Raw genomic sequence first — 15,770 nt, forward strand, 5'->3', positions numbered from 1 at the left:
GTACCTCCGGCACCGTCACGCCGGTCCACCTCGCGCGTATGCGTAAGTAATCCGAAGCGCCCAAGACTATATGCCACGACGCCGTTAACCATCCCGAAAATATGGCTCTTGATAATAGTCAGATTATGCTGTTCATTTCCGCTCTTTTGCCTTAAGATTCACGGATCAATCACAACGTGTCCGACGTCGCGCGCCCGGTGGCCATTCCACCGGGCGCGCCGGCGTCCGGATTCCGTCATGGAGATTGCCCTTGATCTCTGCCTTCTTCGGTTCCGCTGGCCGGACCCATGCCGCCTACGCCGCGCTCCTCCTCGCCGACGCCTATGGCGTTCTCGGCCGCCCCGTCACGCTCCTGCGCGTCAGGTTCCCCGAGGAGGCCCCGTTGCCGGGCCGGACGGTCACGGAGGAGGGCCTCACCGTCAGCGAGCGCGAGGCGCGCGACGCACGGGAGGCGGGAGAGATCGCGGCCGAGGCCGTGGGGCGGGACGACGATCTCGTCCTCGACCTGCCGGCGGCGTGCCTGGGGAACCTCGGGCTGAGGGCGCGCATCGACGCGCCGGTGCTGCCGGTGGGCCCGACCCCCTTCGAGGAGCATGCCGCGGCGTCGGCGCTCGCGGGCATGAACCCGTCGGAGGATTTCGGTCTGGACGTGGTCTCGCCGCCCTGGCTCCTCGGGTGCGGGCGCAGCGGCGGAGCCGCCGCTGCCGACGCGTTCGGCCGCGTCATGCGTGGGCACGAGGCGCTCGTGCCGGGTCGAGGCCGTGTCCGGACCCTGCCGACGGTCGTGCCGGCGTTCGGCCGCGGGGAGGCACAGCGCATCGCCGAAGGGGATCGCACGAGCCGCAGCCTCGGGGCCTCCGTCACGCTGCTCGCCGCCCTGCGCGCCGCCGCCGCGAACCCGCACGCCGCCGAGGTCGACCCCGCCGCGTTCGCCGCGAACCTCGGTGTCGACGTCGAACAGGCTCGGGCGCCGGACGAGCGCGAGGCCGGCGACCGGCTGCGCGACCTCGCCGACGAGCTCCAGGGGATCCGCGACCAGGTCAAGCCGACGCGGGAGGACCTGCACGGCGCCCCGCGCCTTGAGCGGTGGCGGGCCTCCACCCGGTCCGTGAGGGTGCTCACCGGCGAGGTCCACGGGCATCCGAACTTCCCCGACGGCCGCCGCATCACCACCAGCGATCTGTACGCCTCCGATGGCCGGCGCTGGGCGCGCACCCTGTCGAGGTACTTCGTCCTGGGCCAACCCGACACGGGCGCCGAGCGCCTCGACCGGCACTAGCCACCGCCATCCCGTCCGAACGAACCCCGCCCGCGCGCCTCGGCGCGCGGGAGCGGGTCCGTCTTGCCCGTCACGAGCCCGGAGGACGCATGCGCGCGAGCGACGATTCCCATCCCCGCGACCGGACCCTCCCGCGCCGCGAGCCGCCCGCGGGAAGCCATCCGCTCGCGCTCTGGCGCACGGCACGGCTTCCGGACATCGAGGCCTCCGCGATCCGGGAGGTCCGCCGAGCCCTCGCCGGCGGCGTCTGCCTGCATCATCGGTCCTGGCCCGCGGCCCGGAGGGGTGAGGCCGCGGCCGCCATCGCCGTCACGCTCGACCTCACGCGGCGCGCCGAACCGGACCCCGCCGTCGTGGACCTCGCGCTCTCGACGGTGCTCGTCGCCGCCTGGCGGGGCGATGCGGCGGCCCGCACCGTCCTCGCCCACGTCCTCGCCGGCCTACCGCCGGACGTGCGCGGCGGGCGTCCGGGCCGACCCGGAAGGCGGCGGGCCGGGCGCCGCCCCCCGCCTCGGCGGTGACCGCCGCCGCATCCCGAAGAGCGAGAAGTTCCCGAGAACCCCGGAGTCGATCACGTGCGGATCTGGATCTTCAGCGACTTGCATCGCGACCTGTCGGGGGCGCCGTGGACGCCCGGGCACATCCCCGAAGCCGACGTCGCCGTCGTCGCGGGCGACGTCGGCCAGGGTCTGGCGGACACCATCCTCTGGCTGGGCCAGGCCATCCGACCGATCATGCCGGTCGTAGTCGTGCCGGGAAACCATGAATTCTACGGCTCGGCCGTTGACGAGGAGCGCGCGCTCGGACGCCGGGCCGCGGAACGGCACGGCGTAACCCTGCTCGACGACGACACCGTCGAGATCGGCGGCGTCGCCTTCTCCGGCGGCACGCTCTGGACCGACTACGGCATCGACGGCGCGGGCAACCGCCGGCGGGCCATGGCGGCCGCGCAGGCCGGCCTCAACGATCACCGTTGCATCGCGACGACCCGCAACCCGGGCTGGCGCACATTCCGGCCGGGGGACGCGGCGGCCCTGCACGCCGCCAGCCGCGCCTTCCTGGAGCGCGCGCTGCTGGAGGTCGACCCGCCGGGCACGCGGGCGCGACCGCACGTCGTGGTCACGCACCACGCCCCCGCCCGTGCCTCGCTCGACCCGGGCTTCGCCGGCAGCGTGCTGAACCCGGCCTTCGCGAGCGACCTCGGCAGCCTCATCGCCGCCGGCCGCCCGGACCTCTGGCTTCACGGCCACGTCCACGCCCGCCGCGACCACCGGATCGGTCCGACCCGGATCCTGTGCAACCCCCTCGGCTACGACGGCGAGAACCCCGCCTTCGACCCGGCCTGCGTCGTCGAGGTGCCGTCGTAGGCCGTCGCCGGCGGATGCGTGCCGCGACCCGGGCCCGCCGTAACCCGGCCCCGGACCTCGACCCACCCTCGGAGCAAGGCGACCATGCCCCACCTGACATTCCTGCGCGACGACCTGAACGAGGCGGAGACCGGGGACGTCGCCGCCGACGAGCGCCGTCCCGCGACCGAGACGCTCGCGGCCTTCGCGCTCGAAGCGGCGCTCTCGCCCGCCCAGCGCCGCCGCATCGCCGCCGACCCCGCCTTCGCCCTCGTCGTCCAGGTTCCGGCCGCAGACTGGGTCGAGCCGGTCCGCGAGGCGTGCGGGCGCCTGGCGGCGTGGGGTTACGTGGCGGCGCGCACCGGCGCTTCGAGAAGCGAGGACCGTGCGGACCGCGGAAACGACCGGGTGGCGGACCGGCTCGCCCGCGGCGACCGGGTGCTCGGCGTCTCGCAATCGCCCGCGCGCTACCTGCCTTCGGCCCTCGTCGCCGCGGCGGACCTGCACGTGCGGCTCCCGGGCGCGACCGACGCCGTGATCGCGCGGGTCGTCCGGGCCGCCACGGGGCGGCGTCCGACCCTGCCGCCCGGGATCGCGCGCGGGCTGGACTTCTTCGAGATCGCCGCCGCGGTGCGCGGGACGACGGCGCGGGCCTGCGTCGCGCGCCTCGCCGCGGCGGCGCGCTCGAAGGCCACCGCGGATCCCGCCGTCGGGTCGGCGCCCGATTTCGCGACCCTGGTCGGCTTCGGCGATGCCCACGCCTGGGGCACGCGCCTCATCGACGAGATCGCGACCTGGCGCGCCTCCGGCGGCGCGCCCGCGTTCCAGCGGCTCGACAGGCACGTCGCCCTCAGCTCCGCCCCGGGACTAGGAAAATCATCTTTCGTCCGCTCGCTCGCGAAGGCCGCGGGCCTGCCGCTGGTCGCGACCTCGGTCGGCGCCTGGTTCACCGGATCCGACGGACATCTGGGTGGCGTGCTCCGCGCATGGGATGCCGCGTACACGCACGCGTGCGCTCTGGCGCCGAGTATTTTATTCCTAGATGAAGCTGACAGTATTCCTAATAGGGCCACGATGGACAACCACGCACGCGAGTGGTGGACCCCCTTGTGCACGAGCATTTTGCTCGGTTTCGATGCGCTCAACGCGCCCGGCGCCCCCGAGGTGTGCATCATCGCGGCGACGAACCACGGCGATAGGCTCGATCCCGCCTTGATCAGGCCCGGACGGCTGGGCCGGGTGATCGAGATCAAGCCGCCCTCGGCCGCCGACCTGGCGGTCATCTTCCGGCAACACCTCGACGACGGCGAGGTGCCCGACATGGACCTCGCGCCGCTCGGCGCGCTTGCGCTCGGCGCCAGCGGCGCCCAGGTCGCCGGGTGGGTGTCCGAGGCCCGTGCCGCCGCGCGCGCCGCCGGACGGCCGATGCGCCCGGAGGACCTGCTCGGCCGCGTCGCGCCGCCGGATCAAGGGAGCCCGGCGGACCGACGTCGGAGCGCGTACCACGAGGCGGGGCACGCCGTGGCGTTCGAGCGGATCGGCGCCCGCGTCGCCCAGGTCGACCTGGTCCCGCGCCGGGATTCGCTCGGCGCGACCTCCGTGGCGACCCGCCTCGGCCAGTCCCCGACCCGCGCGGAGATCGAGGGCCTCGCGGTCGCGCTCCTGTGCGGACGGGCCGCCGAGATCCTGTTCCTCGGGGAGCCGAGCGCCGGGGCGGGCGGCGATAGCCGCTCGGACCTCGCGCGCGTGACGACCCTGCTCGCCGGCAACCACGCCTCGCTCGGCCTCGGCGACCGGTTGGCGTATCGCGGCGCCCCCCACGAAGTGGCGGTCGCGCTGTCGCTCGACCCCACCCTTCTCGGGGCGGTCGAGCGCGACCTCGACCGGCTGAGCGGCGAGGCCTTGGCCGTCATGGAGGCGAACCGCACCGCCGTGGCGGCCGTCGCCGAGCTGCTGATCGCGCGGCGCCTGGTCTCGGGCGACGCGCTCCGGGCGCTGATCGCCGAGGCGGACCAACACCGCGCCGCGCAGGACGGAGGACAGCCGTGACGCTCCACGTTCCCGATCCGGTGGCCCGGGCCGAGGTGCATGCACCGGCACCGACGGAAGGCCCGTCCGCCGTGCCGGCCGCCCCCGGGGCGCGGTCCGCCCCGCCGAAGCCCGTCCCGTTCCGTCTATGGACCCTGTCCGACCTGAGGATTGACCGGGCGCCGCACGTGCTGCCGGACCCGCTGCCGGACTTCGACGCCTTGCTCGTCCCGGGCGGGATCGCGCCCGGCCTGTGCCGGTCCGTGCGCTGGCTTGCGGACGCGCTCGGCGGCCGCCAGGGTCGGCGGCCGGTCGTCCTCGTCCCTGGACCGGCGGAGTACCTCGACGGCGAACCCGTGGGCGAGGCGCTCGCCGAGGCCGTGCCGCTTGGGGCGGCGCTGGGCATCACCGTGCTCCACGACGGCGCCGTTCGCCTCGGCGATCCGCTCCGGCCCGGCCTGATCATCCTGGGGGCGACGCTCTGGACCGACTTCGCCCTGGACGGCGTCGAGAACGCCCGGACCGCCCGCGCGCACGCCCGCAGCCGCTGGACGGTGTCTGACAAGGCGGCGAGCGCACCCGGGGTGCCCTTCTTCCCGCACGACGCGGCCGGCGCGCATGCACGCTCGCGGGCGTTCATCGAGGATGGGCTCAACGCCGTCGCCGTCGGTGCCGGCCTGTATGGCCATATGCCGAACCCGGTCCTGCGTGACATCGGCCCGGGCGACCGCGCCGCGGTCGTCACCGCCTTCGCCCCGTCCCGGTCCTGCCTGCCGCCAGCCCTGGCGAGGCCCGTGCTCGACCCGTGGCGGGTCTGCTGGCACGCCTCCGCCCTGGACCCCGTGATGGAGGGGTGGGGCGCCCCGGCCGTCTGGATCCACGGGAACGTGCCGCAGGCCTGCGACCTGCGGCTCGGGCGCACGCGCGTCGTGAGCAACCCCTACGACCCGGACGACCCGACGAACGGGTTCGACGCCAGCCGCACGATCCTGGTCTGACAGCCGCCCCGGAGAACCGCCCCATGCACCAGACCCGCTCCCCGTCGCCCCGGCTTCGGCTCCCCTCCATGTCCGACGCGAGCGCACCCGCGGCCGGCGCGCGCTCCGCCGTCCGCCACGACCGTCGGCCGGCGGCGGAAACCGGCGTCGATGCGGACGCGCTCCTCGTCGTCGATATCGAGACCGTGCCGGACGAAACCCTGATGCCGCCGCCCGAGGTGTGGGCCAGGGACAGGTTTCCGAAATGCGCGTGGCACGCCGTGGTCGCCGTCAGCTTCGTGCAGGCGGAGATCCTGCGCGACGGCGATACGGGACTGGAGGAATATCGGGTCACCGCCTGCAGGAGCGGCGGCGAGGCGGGCTGGGACGAGGCCCGCATCCTGCGCGGCTTCTGGCGGCATTTCGCCTCCGGCAGGTTCCGGCTCGTCACCTGGAACGGCCGCGGCTTCGACATGCCGACGCTGCTCCACCGCACGATGCTCCACGGCATCTCGGCGGAAGCCTGGTTCCGGCGCGGCACGCGCTGGTCAAGCTACGGCAACCGGTACGGCGGCGCCCACGTCGACGTCATGGACGAGATGTCCGGGTTCGGGTGCGCCAGCCGGCTCACCCTGGAGGAGGCCGCCGCGCTGGTCGGCATGCCGGGCAAACTCGGCGAGCACGGGTCGCTGGTGGCCGACATGGTCGCAGCCGGACAGATCGAGCGCGTCCGGGCGTATTGCGAGACCGACACGATGACGACCTTCGGCATCTACGTCCGCCATGCGTATCTCGCCGGGCGGACCGACGCCGCGGCCCACGACAGGGCGATCGCGGGCCTCCAGGATTACCTGGAGCTGGAGCGGACCCGCAGACCGCATCTCGGCGCCTACCTCGACGCCTGGCGACGCCTGTCCGACACGCGGCCGGCGTTCGTCGTCGACAGGGACCGCCGGGGCGGATGACCCTCGCCCTCGGGTCCCGGCCCCGTCTCCCGAGGGCGCGGGGCGCGGCACCCGGATCGGGCTCGGGGCCCCGGTCCGAATCGCCGCGTCTCGGGCCCGGGCCGCGCGGCGTCGCCGGCACAACGGACCGGCCGGCGGCGCCCGCGCCCGGACCGGTGACGCCCACCGCGAGCGCCGTCGTGCGACGGATGCCGAAGCGGCGCGCCGCGGTCCGGCGCCCCGTGCATTCGCGCCGGGCCGCCTGAGGCGGCCCGGTCCCCGAGAACCCCTGGATGTCGAGGCGGGACATGGCGGAACGCGCGAGCGGAACTTCACCGGGCTTGCCGTCGGGAACGTCGCGGCCGACGGCGGCGCGGCGGCACGTCCCGGCAGGGTCGGGGAGGGCGTTTGTGCCTTGCCGCGCGCCTCGCACAATGGGCTGTGCGCCCGATTCCCGGGCGCCGTCCAAGGACAGGACCGACCCGGCCCGGCCTCCGCGCACAATCCCGGTGCGAGGCCGTGCCGTGCGCCTCGACCGGACGCCCGCGCGCCTGGGGCACCGTCCGGCCATGCATCCCGACCCCGACTTCCCGCTTTCCCCCGCCGACGTCCGCCCGATGCGGGCGGACGTGCACGAACTCGCGCGGGCGCGGCAGGCCATCTCCGCCCTTGCCCATCCCGACACGCGGCCCATCGTCGACACGGCCATGGGCACCCTGCATGCGGCGCTTTCCGGGGGCGGTCTCCAGGTCTCCAAGATCCCCGGGCTGCAGAGCGCCATCCGCAAACACGTCAGGCAGGCCTGGATGGACGGCATCGTCGCCCCCCTAGCCCGGTCGCGCCATCCGGCCGACCGCGCCGTGCTCGACGCGATCCCGAAGGATTTCGCCCTGAGGGCCCACGCCGAGGTGCTGGCCGCCCTGGAACGGATCGCCCGTTGGGTCCCCGAGGATGCCGACGGCACGCGGGCGCACCTCGGGCGGGCCTTCGAGTACCTGCGGATGCTGCCGCTCATCCTACAGGCCCTCGCCGATCTCGAAGGCCTCGCGCCGGGCGCCACACGAACGGGCCGCCCCGCATCCGGACCCGGTTCGTCGGCCCTCGCCGACGCCGCCGCACTGGTCCAGCGCCGGCTCAAGGCGGCGCTGTCGCCGGGCCTTCCATCCTTGATCGGCGACCTGGCCGACCTGGTTCACCGCGGCCCCGCGGCCGCGGCCGACGTCCCCGCGCTGCGCTGGACGGCCGCCGCGCTCCTCGCGCCGACCGCGCGCGGCACACGGACATCGGACTGGGGCGGTCCGCAATGGCGCCGGAGCCTCGCCGGCGCGCTCTCCCGCGACCTGATCGACGAGGCGCTCGCGCCGGCCGCAGTACGACTGCTGCGCCGGCATGCCGGCCTGGAGATCGGGGACGCCCGCTATGCCCGGGGCGAGAGACACGGAGGCCGGCTGGACCTCGCCCTGTCCCGCGCCGGCGTCAGGCTGCTCCTGGCGGTCCGCTTCGACGTCGCCGCCGGGCGGTTCGAGCAATCATCCGCGGTCGTCTCGTCGGACGGCGCGCCGACGACGCTCGCGCCCGAAGACGCCGATGCGCTCCTCGATGCGTCCATCCCCGACGAGCTCAACACGCCCGCACATCGCGCGATGCGTCGCCTCTCGCGGCTGGACGGCGCATCACTCCTCCCCATGCATGTCAACGGGACCGGCGAGCTCCAGGTCGCTCCTGAGGCGGTTCGGACGCAGGATGCCGGGTTGCTGGAGGAGCTTGTCCGCACCGCCGACGAGGAGGGAAGCGCCGTGAGGTTCGACCCGGTCCGCGACCTCGTGCTGGCGTCCGGCCTGGTCGAGATCGGCTTCGAGTGGCACGACGGGCCGGCCGGTCGGTGCCTGATCCGCGCCCCGGCCCAACCCACCGGTCGGCCAGGCCCGTGACGACCAGGTCCGGGACGGCCGGGTCGCCGGCCGGATCGGGGGCCCTGTCGACGGCAATGCCGCTCGGCCAATGCGAGGGTCGCGCTACCCGCCGACCCGCGGGGGCCAGCTCGATGAAATACGGCATACGCCTTCGTCTCGGCGCCGATGCTGATCAGAATACGGAGACCGACATTTGTTACGGCGGCCTGTGCTCGAATGAATGCTTCGTCGATTTGAAGATCCACGAACGCGGACGTCGCGTTTGCGGGTGTCCTAGGGTACGTCGACGGCCGCCCGCCGTTGGAGACAAGCGACACTCGGCCGGAGGATGACCCGGGGACGGGACGGACAAGGTTGGCCGGGGGCGCGACCCGGTTTTATTCAGCCACTCAACCGGGTCGACCGGGTCAGCTTCCGTTTACCACGTCCGGTGGACCTGGGCGAAAGAACTTGCGGCTGGGCGGGCACCCGGTCTATGGTCCGATCATCAGGTCGCGGAGCTCCTCCGGACCTGGATGCGGACCTGGACCTGGTCGGGGGTGCCGAATGGATGTGATCACCCAGATGTGCCAGGAGCGCGACCGGGCCCGGCAAGCCGCCGCGGACAGGACGCGGCAGCTTCAGGAGCTCATGTTGGAACACGTGAGCGCCATCGCGGCGGAGACCGCCAAGGCGGCCCGCCTCGACCAGATGATCGCGACCCTGCAGCAAGGGGCGGCATACGCCCCGGAACCGGCCCAGGCGGCCGACCAGGCCGAGACGAAAGCGGAGGCCCGGCCGGCGCCGGACGACGAGCCGGTACCGGACGAGGCCGAACGGATGCCGGCGCCGAAAGTCTCCGGCCTGGTCGCCCAGGTCATCGTCGACGCTCTCGCGAAGGCTGGCGCCAAGGGGTTGTCGGGGACTGAAGTCAACGACGCGGTCCGGGACGCCGGCTACACGCTCGATGCCTCGGAGAAAAATAAGACCCGTCTTAAGAATAAAAACCTCGTTTACCATGATCGGAAGGCACAACATTGGTATCTGAAAGATCCAACGAAGGCCTGAGCGTCATAAGATCAGTCTAGATCCAACAACTCATCAATTATCGAGGAGAATTTCGATGCGCAACCGATATCGCGCAGCCCTCCGCGCGCGCTCCCGCGACCCTCCGGGCCAGGCAGTGATCGTCGAGGCAAAATAAAAGCGCACGGCCCGATCCGGGCCGCACGCTTTGAGCTTGCCCGCTACGCAGCCGAAAGGCTGTAGCGGGTAAGGTCCGGCACGCCGGACGAGAGCTTGAGCCCTCTCGACCACGTCACCGCCGGACCTCGTGATCACGACCGCCGCATACCAAACCGGCCAACCACCGGGACAAGGCCGACATTCGAGACCGATGACGTATGCCAGCTCTCGCCTGCGAAAGCAAGCGGGCTGCGCTCCGCCTCCTCGGGATCCGCCGGCCCAAGCCGGCCGCGCCCGGACCGTCCCCGCGACGGATCCGGACCGGCCCCGCGCGACCCCATCCGAGGAGAGCACCATGAACGAGCCGTACCGCGTCGAGACCCTCACGGCCGACTTCCAGCCGCCCCTCGCCCCCCTGATCGACCGGGCCTTCGATGCCTGGGACGGGGACGTCGCCGCGCTGCTCGGCGTCCCGCGGGGGACGTTCGAGCCGGAGACCGAGGCCAGCGAGCCCACCGAGTTCTGAGCCGCCGCCGAAGCCCCGGCCTCCGGGCCGGGGTCACCGCCCATCCCACCACCAAGGCTGGCTCCGTCCGCCTTTCGAGGACCCGCGCGATCATGAAGCAGCTAGAACTCTTTCCCGCGACGACCGCCGACACCGACCGGCTCCGGGCCGAGATCCAGGCCCTCAACGAGATGACGGAGCGCGAGCGCGCCGCCGCGCTGCGCCGCCACCGTTACGTGCGGGCGGTCGAGGACCTCCCGCCAGGACGGCGGGGCGACCGCCACCTGCGGGTCGCGATCCGCGCCGTCTGCGAGCTGAGCGACGACGTCGATCCGCCCACGCCGCGCCAGGTCAGGGCATGGGAAGCGCGGCTCCGGGAGGCCGACGGCAACCCGGCCGGCCTCGCCCACCGGCGGATGGCGCGGTCGCCCCGGCAGCAGACCCACTGGGCCCCGTGGATCGGCGAGCTTGTCGACCAGGTCGTGGCCGAGGCCGACCCGCGCCGGGGCGTCACTCTGACGGCCATGGCCCGCCTCGCACAGGCGAGGTGCCTGGAAGCGTCGCATGCGCGGGGAGGCGCGGCCGCTGACGTTCCCGCTTTCCGCACCCTCGTGCGGATGGTGGGCGACCGTCTGCGTCCCCTGCAGCAGGCGTACCGGTTCCGGCACCTCTCGTGCGGGCGTCCTCTCGCCGAGGTCGTCGTCGCCCGGGAAGCCCTGCGGGTCGCCGTCCCGGAACTCGGCGCCGACCGCGTTCACCTGGTCACCGCACGCGACAGCTACAGCGGCGTGATCGTGGCGGCGGCGCTCGGCACCGCGCCGCCGGACGGGGAGGACCTGCTCGGCCTGTTCGGGGCGCAAACCGCGACGGCGGCCCCGGAGCCGCTCGGCGCCGCCCGCCTGTGCATGGGGCTGCCGGAGGTGATCGTGCTGGACCGGGATCCCGCCTTCCTCGGCGCCACGTTCCGGCATTCCGCGGCGGCGCTCGGCATCCGGCTGCACTTCGCCGCGGTCGACGATCCGGGCGCTCCCTGCCGGGTGGCGGGTCTGCAGCGCTGGCTGACGGCCCGGGGGGAGGTGGTCGAGGACGCAGGAGGCTTGATGGCGGCCGCGCACGCCTGGCTCGCCGATCTCGACGTCCGCCGCTCCGGACCGGACCGGTCGACCCCGCTGGACCGCTGGCAGGAGGGGGTCGCGCGCTATCCGATCCGGCTGTCGCCCGGGGCCACCCCCGCGATCCCGACCGGCGAGGAATCGGGTGGCGCCGACGCGGCCGAGGGACCTGACGGCCCTGACGCCCGGCGGAGGTCCTGATGCCGGCGACCCTGCGAAGCCGCCATGTCGGCAAGCCGAGCCCGTCGCGCCCGATCGTCACCGGCCGACGGGACTGCATCACGGGCGAGGTCCCATCCGGCAAGGCGGGGATGGGCTACCGCATGGTGGCCTACGAGGGCCTCCTCGCGCGGGACTTCATCCTGATCCTGGAGCAGGACGATGCCGTCCTGCGCTACCAGGAGGAGCCCGCACCCTTCCGTTGGCACGACGGCGTCCGGTGGCGCAGCTACACGGCCGACTTCGGCGTCGAGATCGACGACGGGCGGCGCCTCGCCGTCGAGGTCAAGCCGCGGAAGAGGGTGATCAGGCTGGGCTGGGACGGGATCCGGCACCGCATCGAGGCCGGCGCCAGGGCCGCCGGCTACGACGGCTTCGAGCTCTGGACCGAGGTCGAGATCGACGCGCTCCGCGTCGCGAACGCCGCGCTCGTCGCGAGCGAGCGCACCTTCATGGTCGACGAGGCGGAGCAGCACACCATGCGCGTGGTCCTCGACCGCTTCGGCGGCCGGGGTCTCGTCCGGGAACTCCGGGCGGCGTCGGGGCTCCAGGCCCGCGCCTTCCGGGCCGTCGTGGCCCTGGTCGCGCGCGGCGAGGCCGAGCTGGCCGACCCCGGCCGACCCTTCGACGACCACGCCATGATCCGCCGCCCCGCGAACCTCAGGAGTGCACCTTGAACAGGCTCGACCAGCAGTTCCGCCTTCCCATCGGCGCGGTCGTCGTCGTCGACGGCGTCCCCTACGCCTCCGTCGCCCGCGAGCGGGCGGGCCTCGCCCTGCGCAGGCTCGCGGGCGGTTCCGAGACCGTCTTGCTGAGCGACGCCGTCCTGGTGGACCTCCACCGCGGCGGGAGGGTGCGCATGGCGGGACCCGGCGCATGCGGGGGGCTGCGCTGACCATGGGCGCGTGCCAGATCCGTCTCCAAGCGGACGCGCTCGTCATCGTCGAGGGCGTCTACCACAAGGTGCTCTCGCGCGACGAGGCCGGCGTCACGCTGCGCACGCTCGGGGCGAGGCCGGTCACGGTCACGAAGACCCATGCCGAGTTGGCCGACCTCTACTTCGGCGAGCCCAGGCGGCTCCAACTGGTGGAGGACACCGCCGCCGGGCTCCCCCAAGGCGTCAGGGACAACCTCCTTCGCAACATCGACACCTTCGACGTTCGCCAGCAGGACGCGGCGCTGATGCGCCTCGACTACGTGCAGGCCTGCGACCGGTGCTTCGCCGAGCGGACCCATAGGAAGGTCCCGAAGGGCTACGCCGATATCGCGAGGCTCGTCGCGGCCGAGCGCCGGCAGCGGGCCATCGAGAACGAGGGCTCCCATCCCGACGACGTGCCGCTCGAACGGGTGAGCGGCTCCTCGCTGAAGGGTTGGTACGGGCGTTGGCGCAAGGGCGGCAAGTCCATCGTGGCGCTGATCCCGCTGGACGACCTGAAGGGACGGGCGGGTTTCCGCCTCGATCCCGAGGTCGAGATGATCATCGCGGAGCGCGTGCGCGAGGACTGGCTCACCCGGAACGGACCGCCGCTGAGCCATGTCATCGTCTTCATCCAGGGCAGGATCGAGCGCGAGAACAAGACGCGCACCGTGCCCTTCGACGTGCCCGATGGCATGACGATCCGGCGTTGGGTGAAGGCGAACGTCAGCCAGTTCGACGTGATCTACCATCGCGAGGGCCCCGCGGCGGCGGAGCAGGCCTTCCGGCACGTCAAGAAGGCCCCCCAGGCGACGCGGCCGCTCGAAATCGTCGAGGTCGACCACACGCCGCTCGACGTGCTGGTCCTGGAGGGCGACGGCACGCCGGCGCGGGACCGGCGCCGCAAGGACAAGCGCACGAGGCGGGTCTGGCTCACGGTCGCGATCTGCGCCGCGACCCGCATGATCGTGGGATTCCACCTCAGTGACGAGCGTCCCTCCTGGACTTCGGTGATGCACTGCCTGCGCATGGCGGTGCTGCCGAAGGACCTGACCGGCATCCGGGTCGACACGGCGTGGCCCGTGTTCGGCGTGCCGGAGGTCGTCAAGCTCGATAACGGGAAGGAATTCCACTCCCGGTCGATGAAGGCGGCCGCCGGACAGCTGCGGTTCGAGCTCCGCTACATGCCCCGGCGCAAGCCCCACCTGAAGGGCAAGGTCGAGCGCGCCCTCGGCACCATCGCGCGCGACTTCTGCGCCTACCTTCCCGGCCGGACCTTCCGCGACGTGCGCGAGCGCGGCGACTACGACAGCGTCGGGCAGGCCGCCCTGACCCTGGCCCAACTCGTCGAGTTCTTCACGATCTGGGTCGTCGACATCTACCACAACCGCAAGCATGGCGGGCTGCTCGGACGAACGCCCCTGCTGCGCTGGCAGGACCTGGCGGGCTACGGCACGCGCCTGCCGCCGTCGGCCGACGACCTCGACCCGCTCATCGCCCTGGTGGTCCCGCGGACCATTCAGCGGAACGGGATCACCTTCCTCGGCCTCACCTACCAGTCCGACGAACTGAAGGGCGTCCGTCGCAGGAAGGGCTTCCACTTCGGCGACGAATTCCTCGTCAAGGCCGACGCGTCCGATCTCGGCCACCTCCTCGTCCTGGTGGACGAGGAGGCCGGTTGGATCAAGGTCCCTTGCGAGGACGGGTTGGCCGACGGGACCTCCCTGGCGGAGTGGCGAGACGTGGTCCGCACGGCGCGTCGGATGACGCAGGAAGGCCAGCGCGTCGCTCGCGCGACGCTCGTCCGCGCGATGGAGCTGTTGCGCGCCGAATGCCGCAAGGCCGGCGTCAAGCCGAAGCGCCTGGCGAGCGCCGACGTCGACTGGTTCCGCGACCACGCCGACGACCCGATGTTCGAGGTCGCCTGGGACGTCGCGGACGAGGGCGCCCACGAGGAAGAGCGGCTGCGGACCCGGCGCCCGCGGAAGGCCGCGCCGCCGGCCGCGGCCGACGCGGCACCCGCGCCCCGGGTCGGGCAGGGTGGCCGCAAGACCGCGCCGCGCCCGGCCAGCGCCCCGCAGGACGCCCCGCAGGACGCCGCGCCGGCGGCCCGGCCGGCCGGTCCGAGGCCCGTCGCCGCCGAGGCCGATCCGCGGAGCGTGACGGCGGACGTCGGCGCCGAGTTCGACCCCGACGATCCCGACAACTGGACTGCCGAGTGAGGGCCATCGCATGCCGCAAAGCCAGGACGGGGAGACCTTCCGCCCCGACGTCACCATCCTTCCCGGCCCCCAGGCCGCCCCGGTCCGCCGTGAGCGGTTCGCGATCCGCTTGAGCCCGCAGGACCTCGAACGGCGGGCCTGGAAGCGACGCGTCGACACCATCCACGTCAACACCGACGTGGTGATCAAGACCGTCGCGCGCTTCGACGAGATGCTCAAGGACCTCGGCGACGATGTCGAGGGTCAGTGCCTCGTCATCCCGGCCGCTTCCGGGGCCGGGAAGTCGCATCTGCTCGCCCGGTTGCAGCTCCGCCCGGCGCTCGTGCCGTTCCGCGACGAGTTCGGCCCCGTGCGGCCGCTGGTCTACATCAAGGCGCCGAGCCCCTGCACGCTGAAGACGCTGGGTCTCGCGCTGTACCTCGCCATGACGGAGAAGGAGCTCAGCGCCAACCTGAAGGAGCACGATATCTGGACCCGGGTGCGCCACCAGATGCACGCCCAACTCGTCTCCATCATCATGATCGACGAATTCCACCATGCCTTCCGCGGACGCACCGGTGACGAGCGGCGCACCCTGGTCGAGACGCTGAAGAACCTCGTCATCCCGGATCCGGACGATCCGCTTCGGCCGCCCGGTGCGGAGTTGCGCCCCGTCTCCCTCGTGCTCTCGGGCATGCCCTGGCTCAAGAAGGTGCTGAAGGAGGATTTCCAGCTCCTCCGGCGCTGCGTCTTCAAGCCGATCAAGCCGCTGGGTCACTCGGAAGCCTGCGTGAAGAAGGCCACGAAATTCCTGTCGCTGGTCGAGGCAAGGCTCGGCTTCCCGGCCGCGTGCGGCCTGTCGGAGCACGACATGGTTCAGCGCATGCTCAAGGCTTCGAACGGCTACACCGGTCGCATGATGCACCTCGTCAAGAAGGCGGCCTTCCGCGCCATCCAGTCGGGCAAGCCGAGCATCGGGCAGGTCGACCACCTCGGCTTCGTCTTCGAGGAGATCTTCGAGCTCGGTCCGCGCAGGAACCCGTTCCTGGTGGTCGACATCTCGACCCTGCCGAAGATGAAGGAGATCGAGTTCGAGAGGCTCACGCGCCTGACGGGGACCGCCGAGGCCGGGGTCGAGACGCAAGCCGACGACGCGTAGGGGGAAA

Annotated in this window: 14 protein-coding genes; all 14 read left to right on the forward strand. The window is 72.7% G+C overall.

All coding sequences use genetic code 11. From position 1 onward, the window contains the following. The first annotated feature begins 250 nt into the window (after nucleotides 1-250). The 14 genes from AKJ13_RS21125 to AKJ13_RS21185 all read left to right on the forward strand — a co-directional run bounded on the left by AKJ13_RS21125 (nucleotide 251) and on the right by AKJ13_RS21185 (nucleotide 15,763). The gene (locus AKJ13_RS21125; RefSeq protein WP_007565570.1) at nucleotides 251-1,279 is read left to right on the forward strand and encodes a hypothetical protein; all 1,029 of its coding nucleotides are present in this window, start codon (nucleotides 251-253) and stop codon (nucleotides 1,277-1,279) included. 89 nt (nucleotides 1,280-1,368) lie between these two features. Further along, nucleotides 1,369-1,800 carry a hypothetical protein gene (locus tag AKJ13_RS21130; RefSeq protein ID WP_050735126.1) on the forward strand — a complete coding sequence of 144 codons (432 nt, stop codon included), beginning with the start codon at nucleotides 1,369-1,371 and terminating at the stop codon, nucleotides 1,798-1,800. A 54-nt stretch (nucleotides 1,801-1,854) separates the two neighbouring features. Further along, entirely contained in the window at nucleotides 1,855-2,646 is a 792-nt protein-coding gene (locus AKJ13_RS21135; protein WP_050735127.1) for a metallophosphoesterase, read from the forward strand. Between the two features lie 84 nt (nucleotides 2,647-2,730). Beyond that, the gene (locus AKJ13_RS21140) at nucleotides 2,731-4,674 is read left to right on the forward strand and encodes an AAA family ATPase (protein ID WP_050735128.1); all 1,944 of its coding nucleotides are present in this window, start codon (nucleotides 2,731-2,733) and stop codon (nucleotides 4,672-4,674) included. Then, a complete protein-coding gene (locus AKJ13_RS21145; protein ID WP_050735129.1) occupies nucleotides 4,671-5,651 on the forward strand; it encodes a hypothetical protein in 981 nt (326 codons plus the stop codon). Before AKJ13_RS21140 ends, AKJ13_RS21145 begins: the two co-directional genes overlap by 4 nt. Before the next feature lie 68 nt (nucleotides 5,652-5,719). After that, entirely contained in the window at nucleotides 5,720-6,595 is an 876-nt protein-coding gene (locus AKJ13_RS21150; RefSeq protein WP_236961630.1) for a 3'-5' exonuclease, read from the forward strand. A gap of 503 nt (nucleotides 6,596-7,098) precedes the next feature. After that, nucleotides 7,099-8,505: a hypothetical protein gene (locus AKJ13_RS21155; protein ID WP_082317051.1), complete on the forward strand. Its 1,407-nt coding sequence runs from the start codon at nucleotides 7,099-7,101 to the stop codon at nucleotides 8,503-8,505. A 528-nt stretch (nucleotides 8,506-9,033) separates the two neighbouring features. Continuing rightward, a complete protein-coding gene (locus AKJ13_RS21160; protein WP_050735132.1) occupies nucleotides 9,034-9,534 on the forward strand; it encodes a hypothetical protein in 501 nt (166 codons plus the stop codon). A gap of 472 nt (nucleotides 9,535-10,006) precedes the next feature. Beyond that, the gene (locus AKJ13_RS31965) at nucleotides 10,007-10,177 is read left to right on the forward strand and encodes a hypothetical protein (RefSeq protein WP_160320619.1); all 171 of its coding nucleotides are present in this window, start codon (nucleotides 10,007-10,009) and stop codon (nucleotides 10,175-10,177) included. 92 nt (nucleotides 10,178-10,269) lie between these two features. After that, nucleotides 10,270-11,469: a hypothetical protein gene (locus tag AKJ13_RS21165; RefSeq protein WP_050735133.1), complete on the forward strand. Its 1,200-nt coding sequence runs from the start codon at nucleotides 10,270-10,272 to the stop codon at nucleotides 11,467-11,469. Then, entirely contained in the window at nucleotides 11,469-12,164 is a 696-nt protein-coding gene (locus AKJ13_RS21170; protein WP_050735134.1) for a TnsA endonuclease N-terminal domain-containing protein, read from the forward strand. The genes AKJ13_RS21165 and AKJ13_RS21170 overlap by 1 nt, the downstream gene beginning before the upstream one ends. Further along, on the forward strand, nucleotides 12,161-12,382 hold the full coding sequence (locus AKJ13_RS21175) for a hypothetical protein (protein WP_050735135.1): 222 nt from the start codon (nucleotides 12,161-12,163) through the stop codon (nucleotides 12,380-12,382). The genes AKJ13_RS21170 and AKJ13_RS21175 overlap by 4 nt, the downstream gene beginning before the upstream one ends. Then, complete coding sequence (locus tag AKJ13_RS21180; protein WP_050735136.1) at nucleotides 12,364-14,625, forward strand: DDE-type integrase/transposase/recombinase; 2,262 nt, start codon at nucleotides 12,364-12,366, stop codon at nucleotides 14,623-14,625. The genes AKJ13_RS21175 and AKJ13_RS21180 overlap by 19 nt, the downstream gene beginning before the upstream one ends. Before the next feature lie 10 nt (nucleotides 14,626-14,635). Further along, on the forward strand, nucleotides 14,636-15,763 hold the full coding sequence (locus AKJ13_RS21185; protein ID WP_050735137.1) for an AAA family ATPase: 1,128 nt from the start codon (nucleotides 14,636-14,638) through the stop codon (nucleotides 15,761-15,763). Nucleotides 15,764-15,770 lie beyond the last annotated feature (7 nt).

Source organism: Methylobacterium sp. ARG-1, from assembly GCF_001262595.1.
Lineage (GTDB): Bacteria > Pseudomonadota > Alphaproteobacteria > Rhizobiales > Beijerinckiaceae > Methylobacterium > Methylobacterium brachiatum.

Coding starts and splice junctions, on each gene's coding strand:
- AKJ13_RS21130 (WP_050735126.1), top strand. CDS start 1,369: ATGCGCGCGAGCGACGATTCCCATCCCCGCGACCGGACCCTCCCGCGC.
- AKJ13_RS21140 (WP_050735128.1), top strand. CDS start 2,731: ATGCCCCACCTGACATTCCTGCGCGACGACCTGAACGAGGCGGAGACC.
- AKJ13_RS21150 (WP_236961630.1), top strand. CDS start 5,720: ATGTCCGACGCGAGCGCACCCGCGGCCGGCGCGCGCTCCGCCGTCCGC.
- AKJ13_RS21160 (WP_050735132.1), top strand. CDS start 9,034: ATGGATGTGATCACCCAGATGTGCCAGGAGCGCGACCGGGCCCGGCAA.
- AKJ13_RS31965 (WP_160320619.1), top strand. CDS start 10,007: ATGAACGAGCCGTACCGCGTCGAGACCCTCACGGCCGACTTCCAGCCG.
- AKJ13_RS21165 (WP_050735133.1), top strand. CDS start 10,270: ATGAAGCAGCTAGAACTCTTTCCCGCGACGACCGCCGACACCGACCGG.
- AKJ13_RS21170 (WP_050735134.1), top strand. CDS start 11,469: ATGCCGGCGACCCTGCGAAGCCGCCATGTCGGCAAGCCGAGCCCGTCG.
- AKJ13_RS21180 (WP_050735136.1), top strand. CDS start 12,364: ATGCGGGGGGCTGCGCTGACCATGGGCGCGTGCCAGATCCGTCTCCAA.
- AKJ13_RS21185 (WP_050735137.1), top strand. CDS start 14,636: ATGCCGCAAAGCCAGGACGGGGAGACCTTCCGCCCCGACGTCACCATC.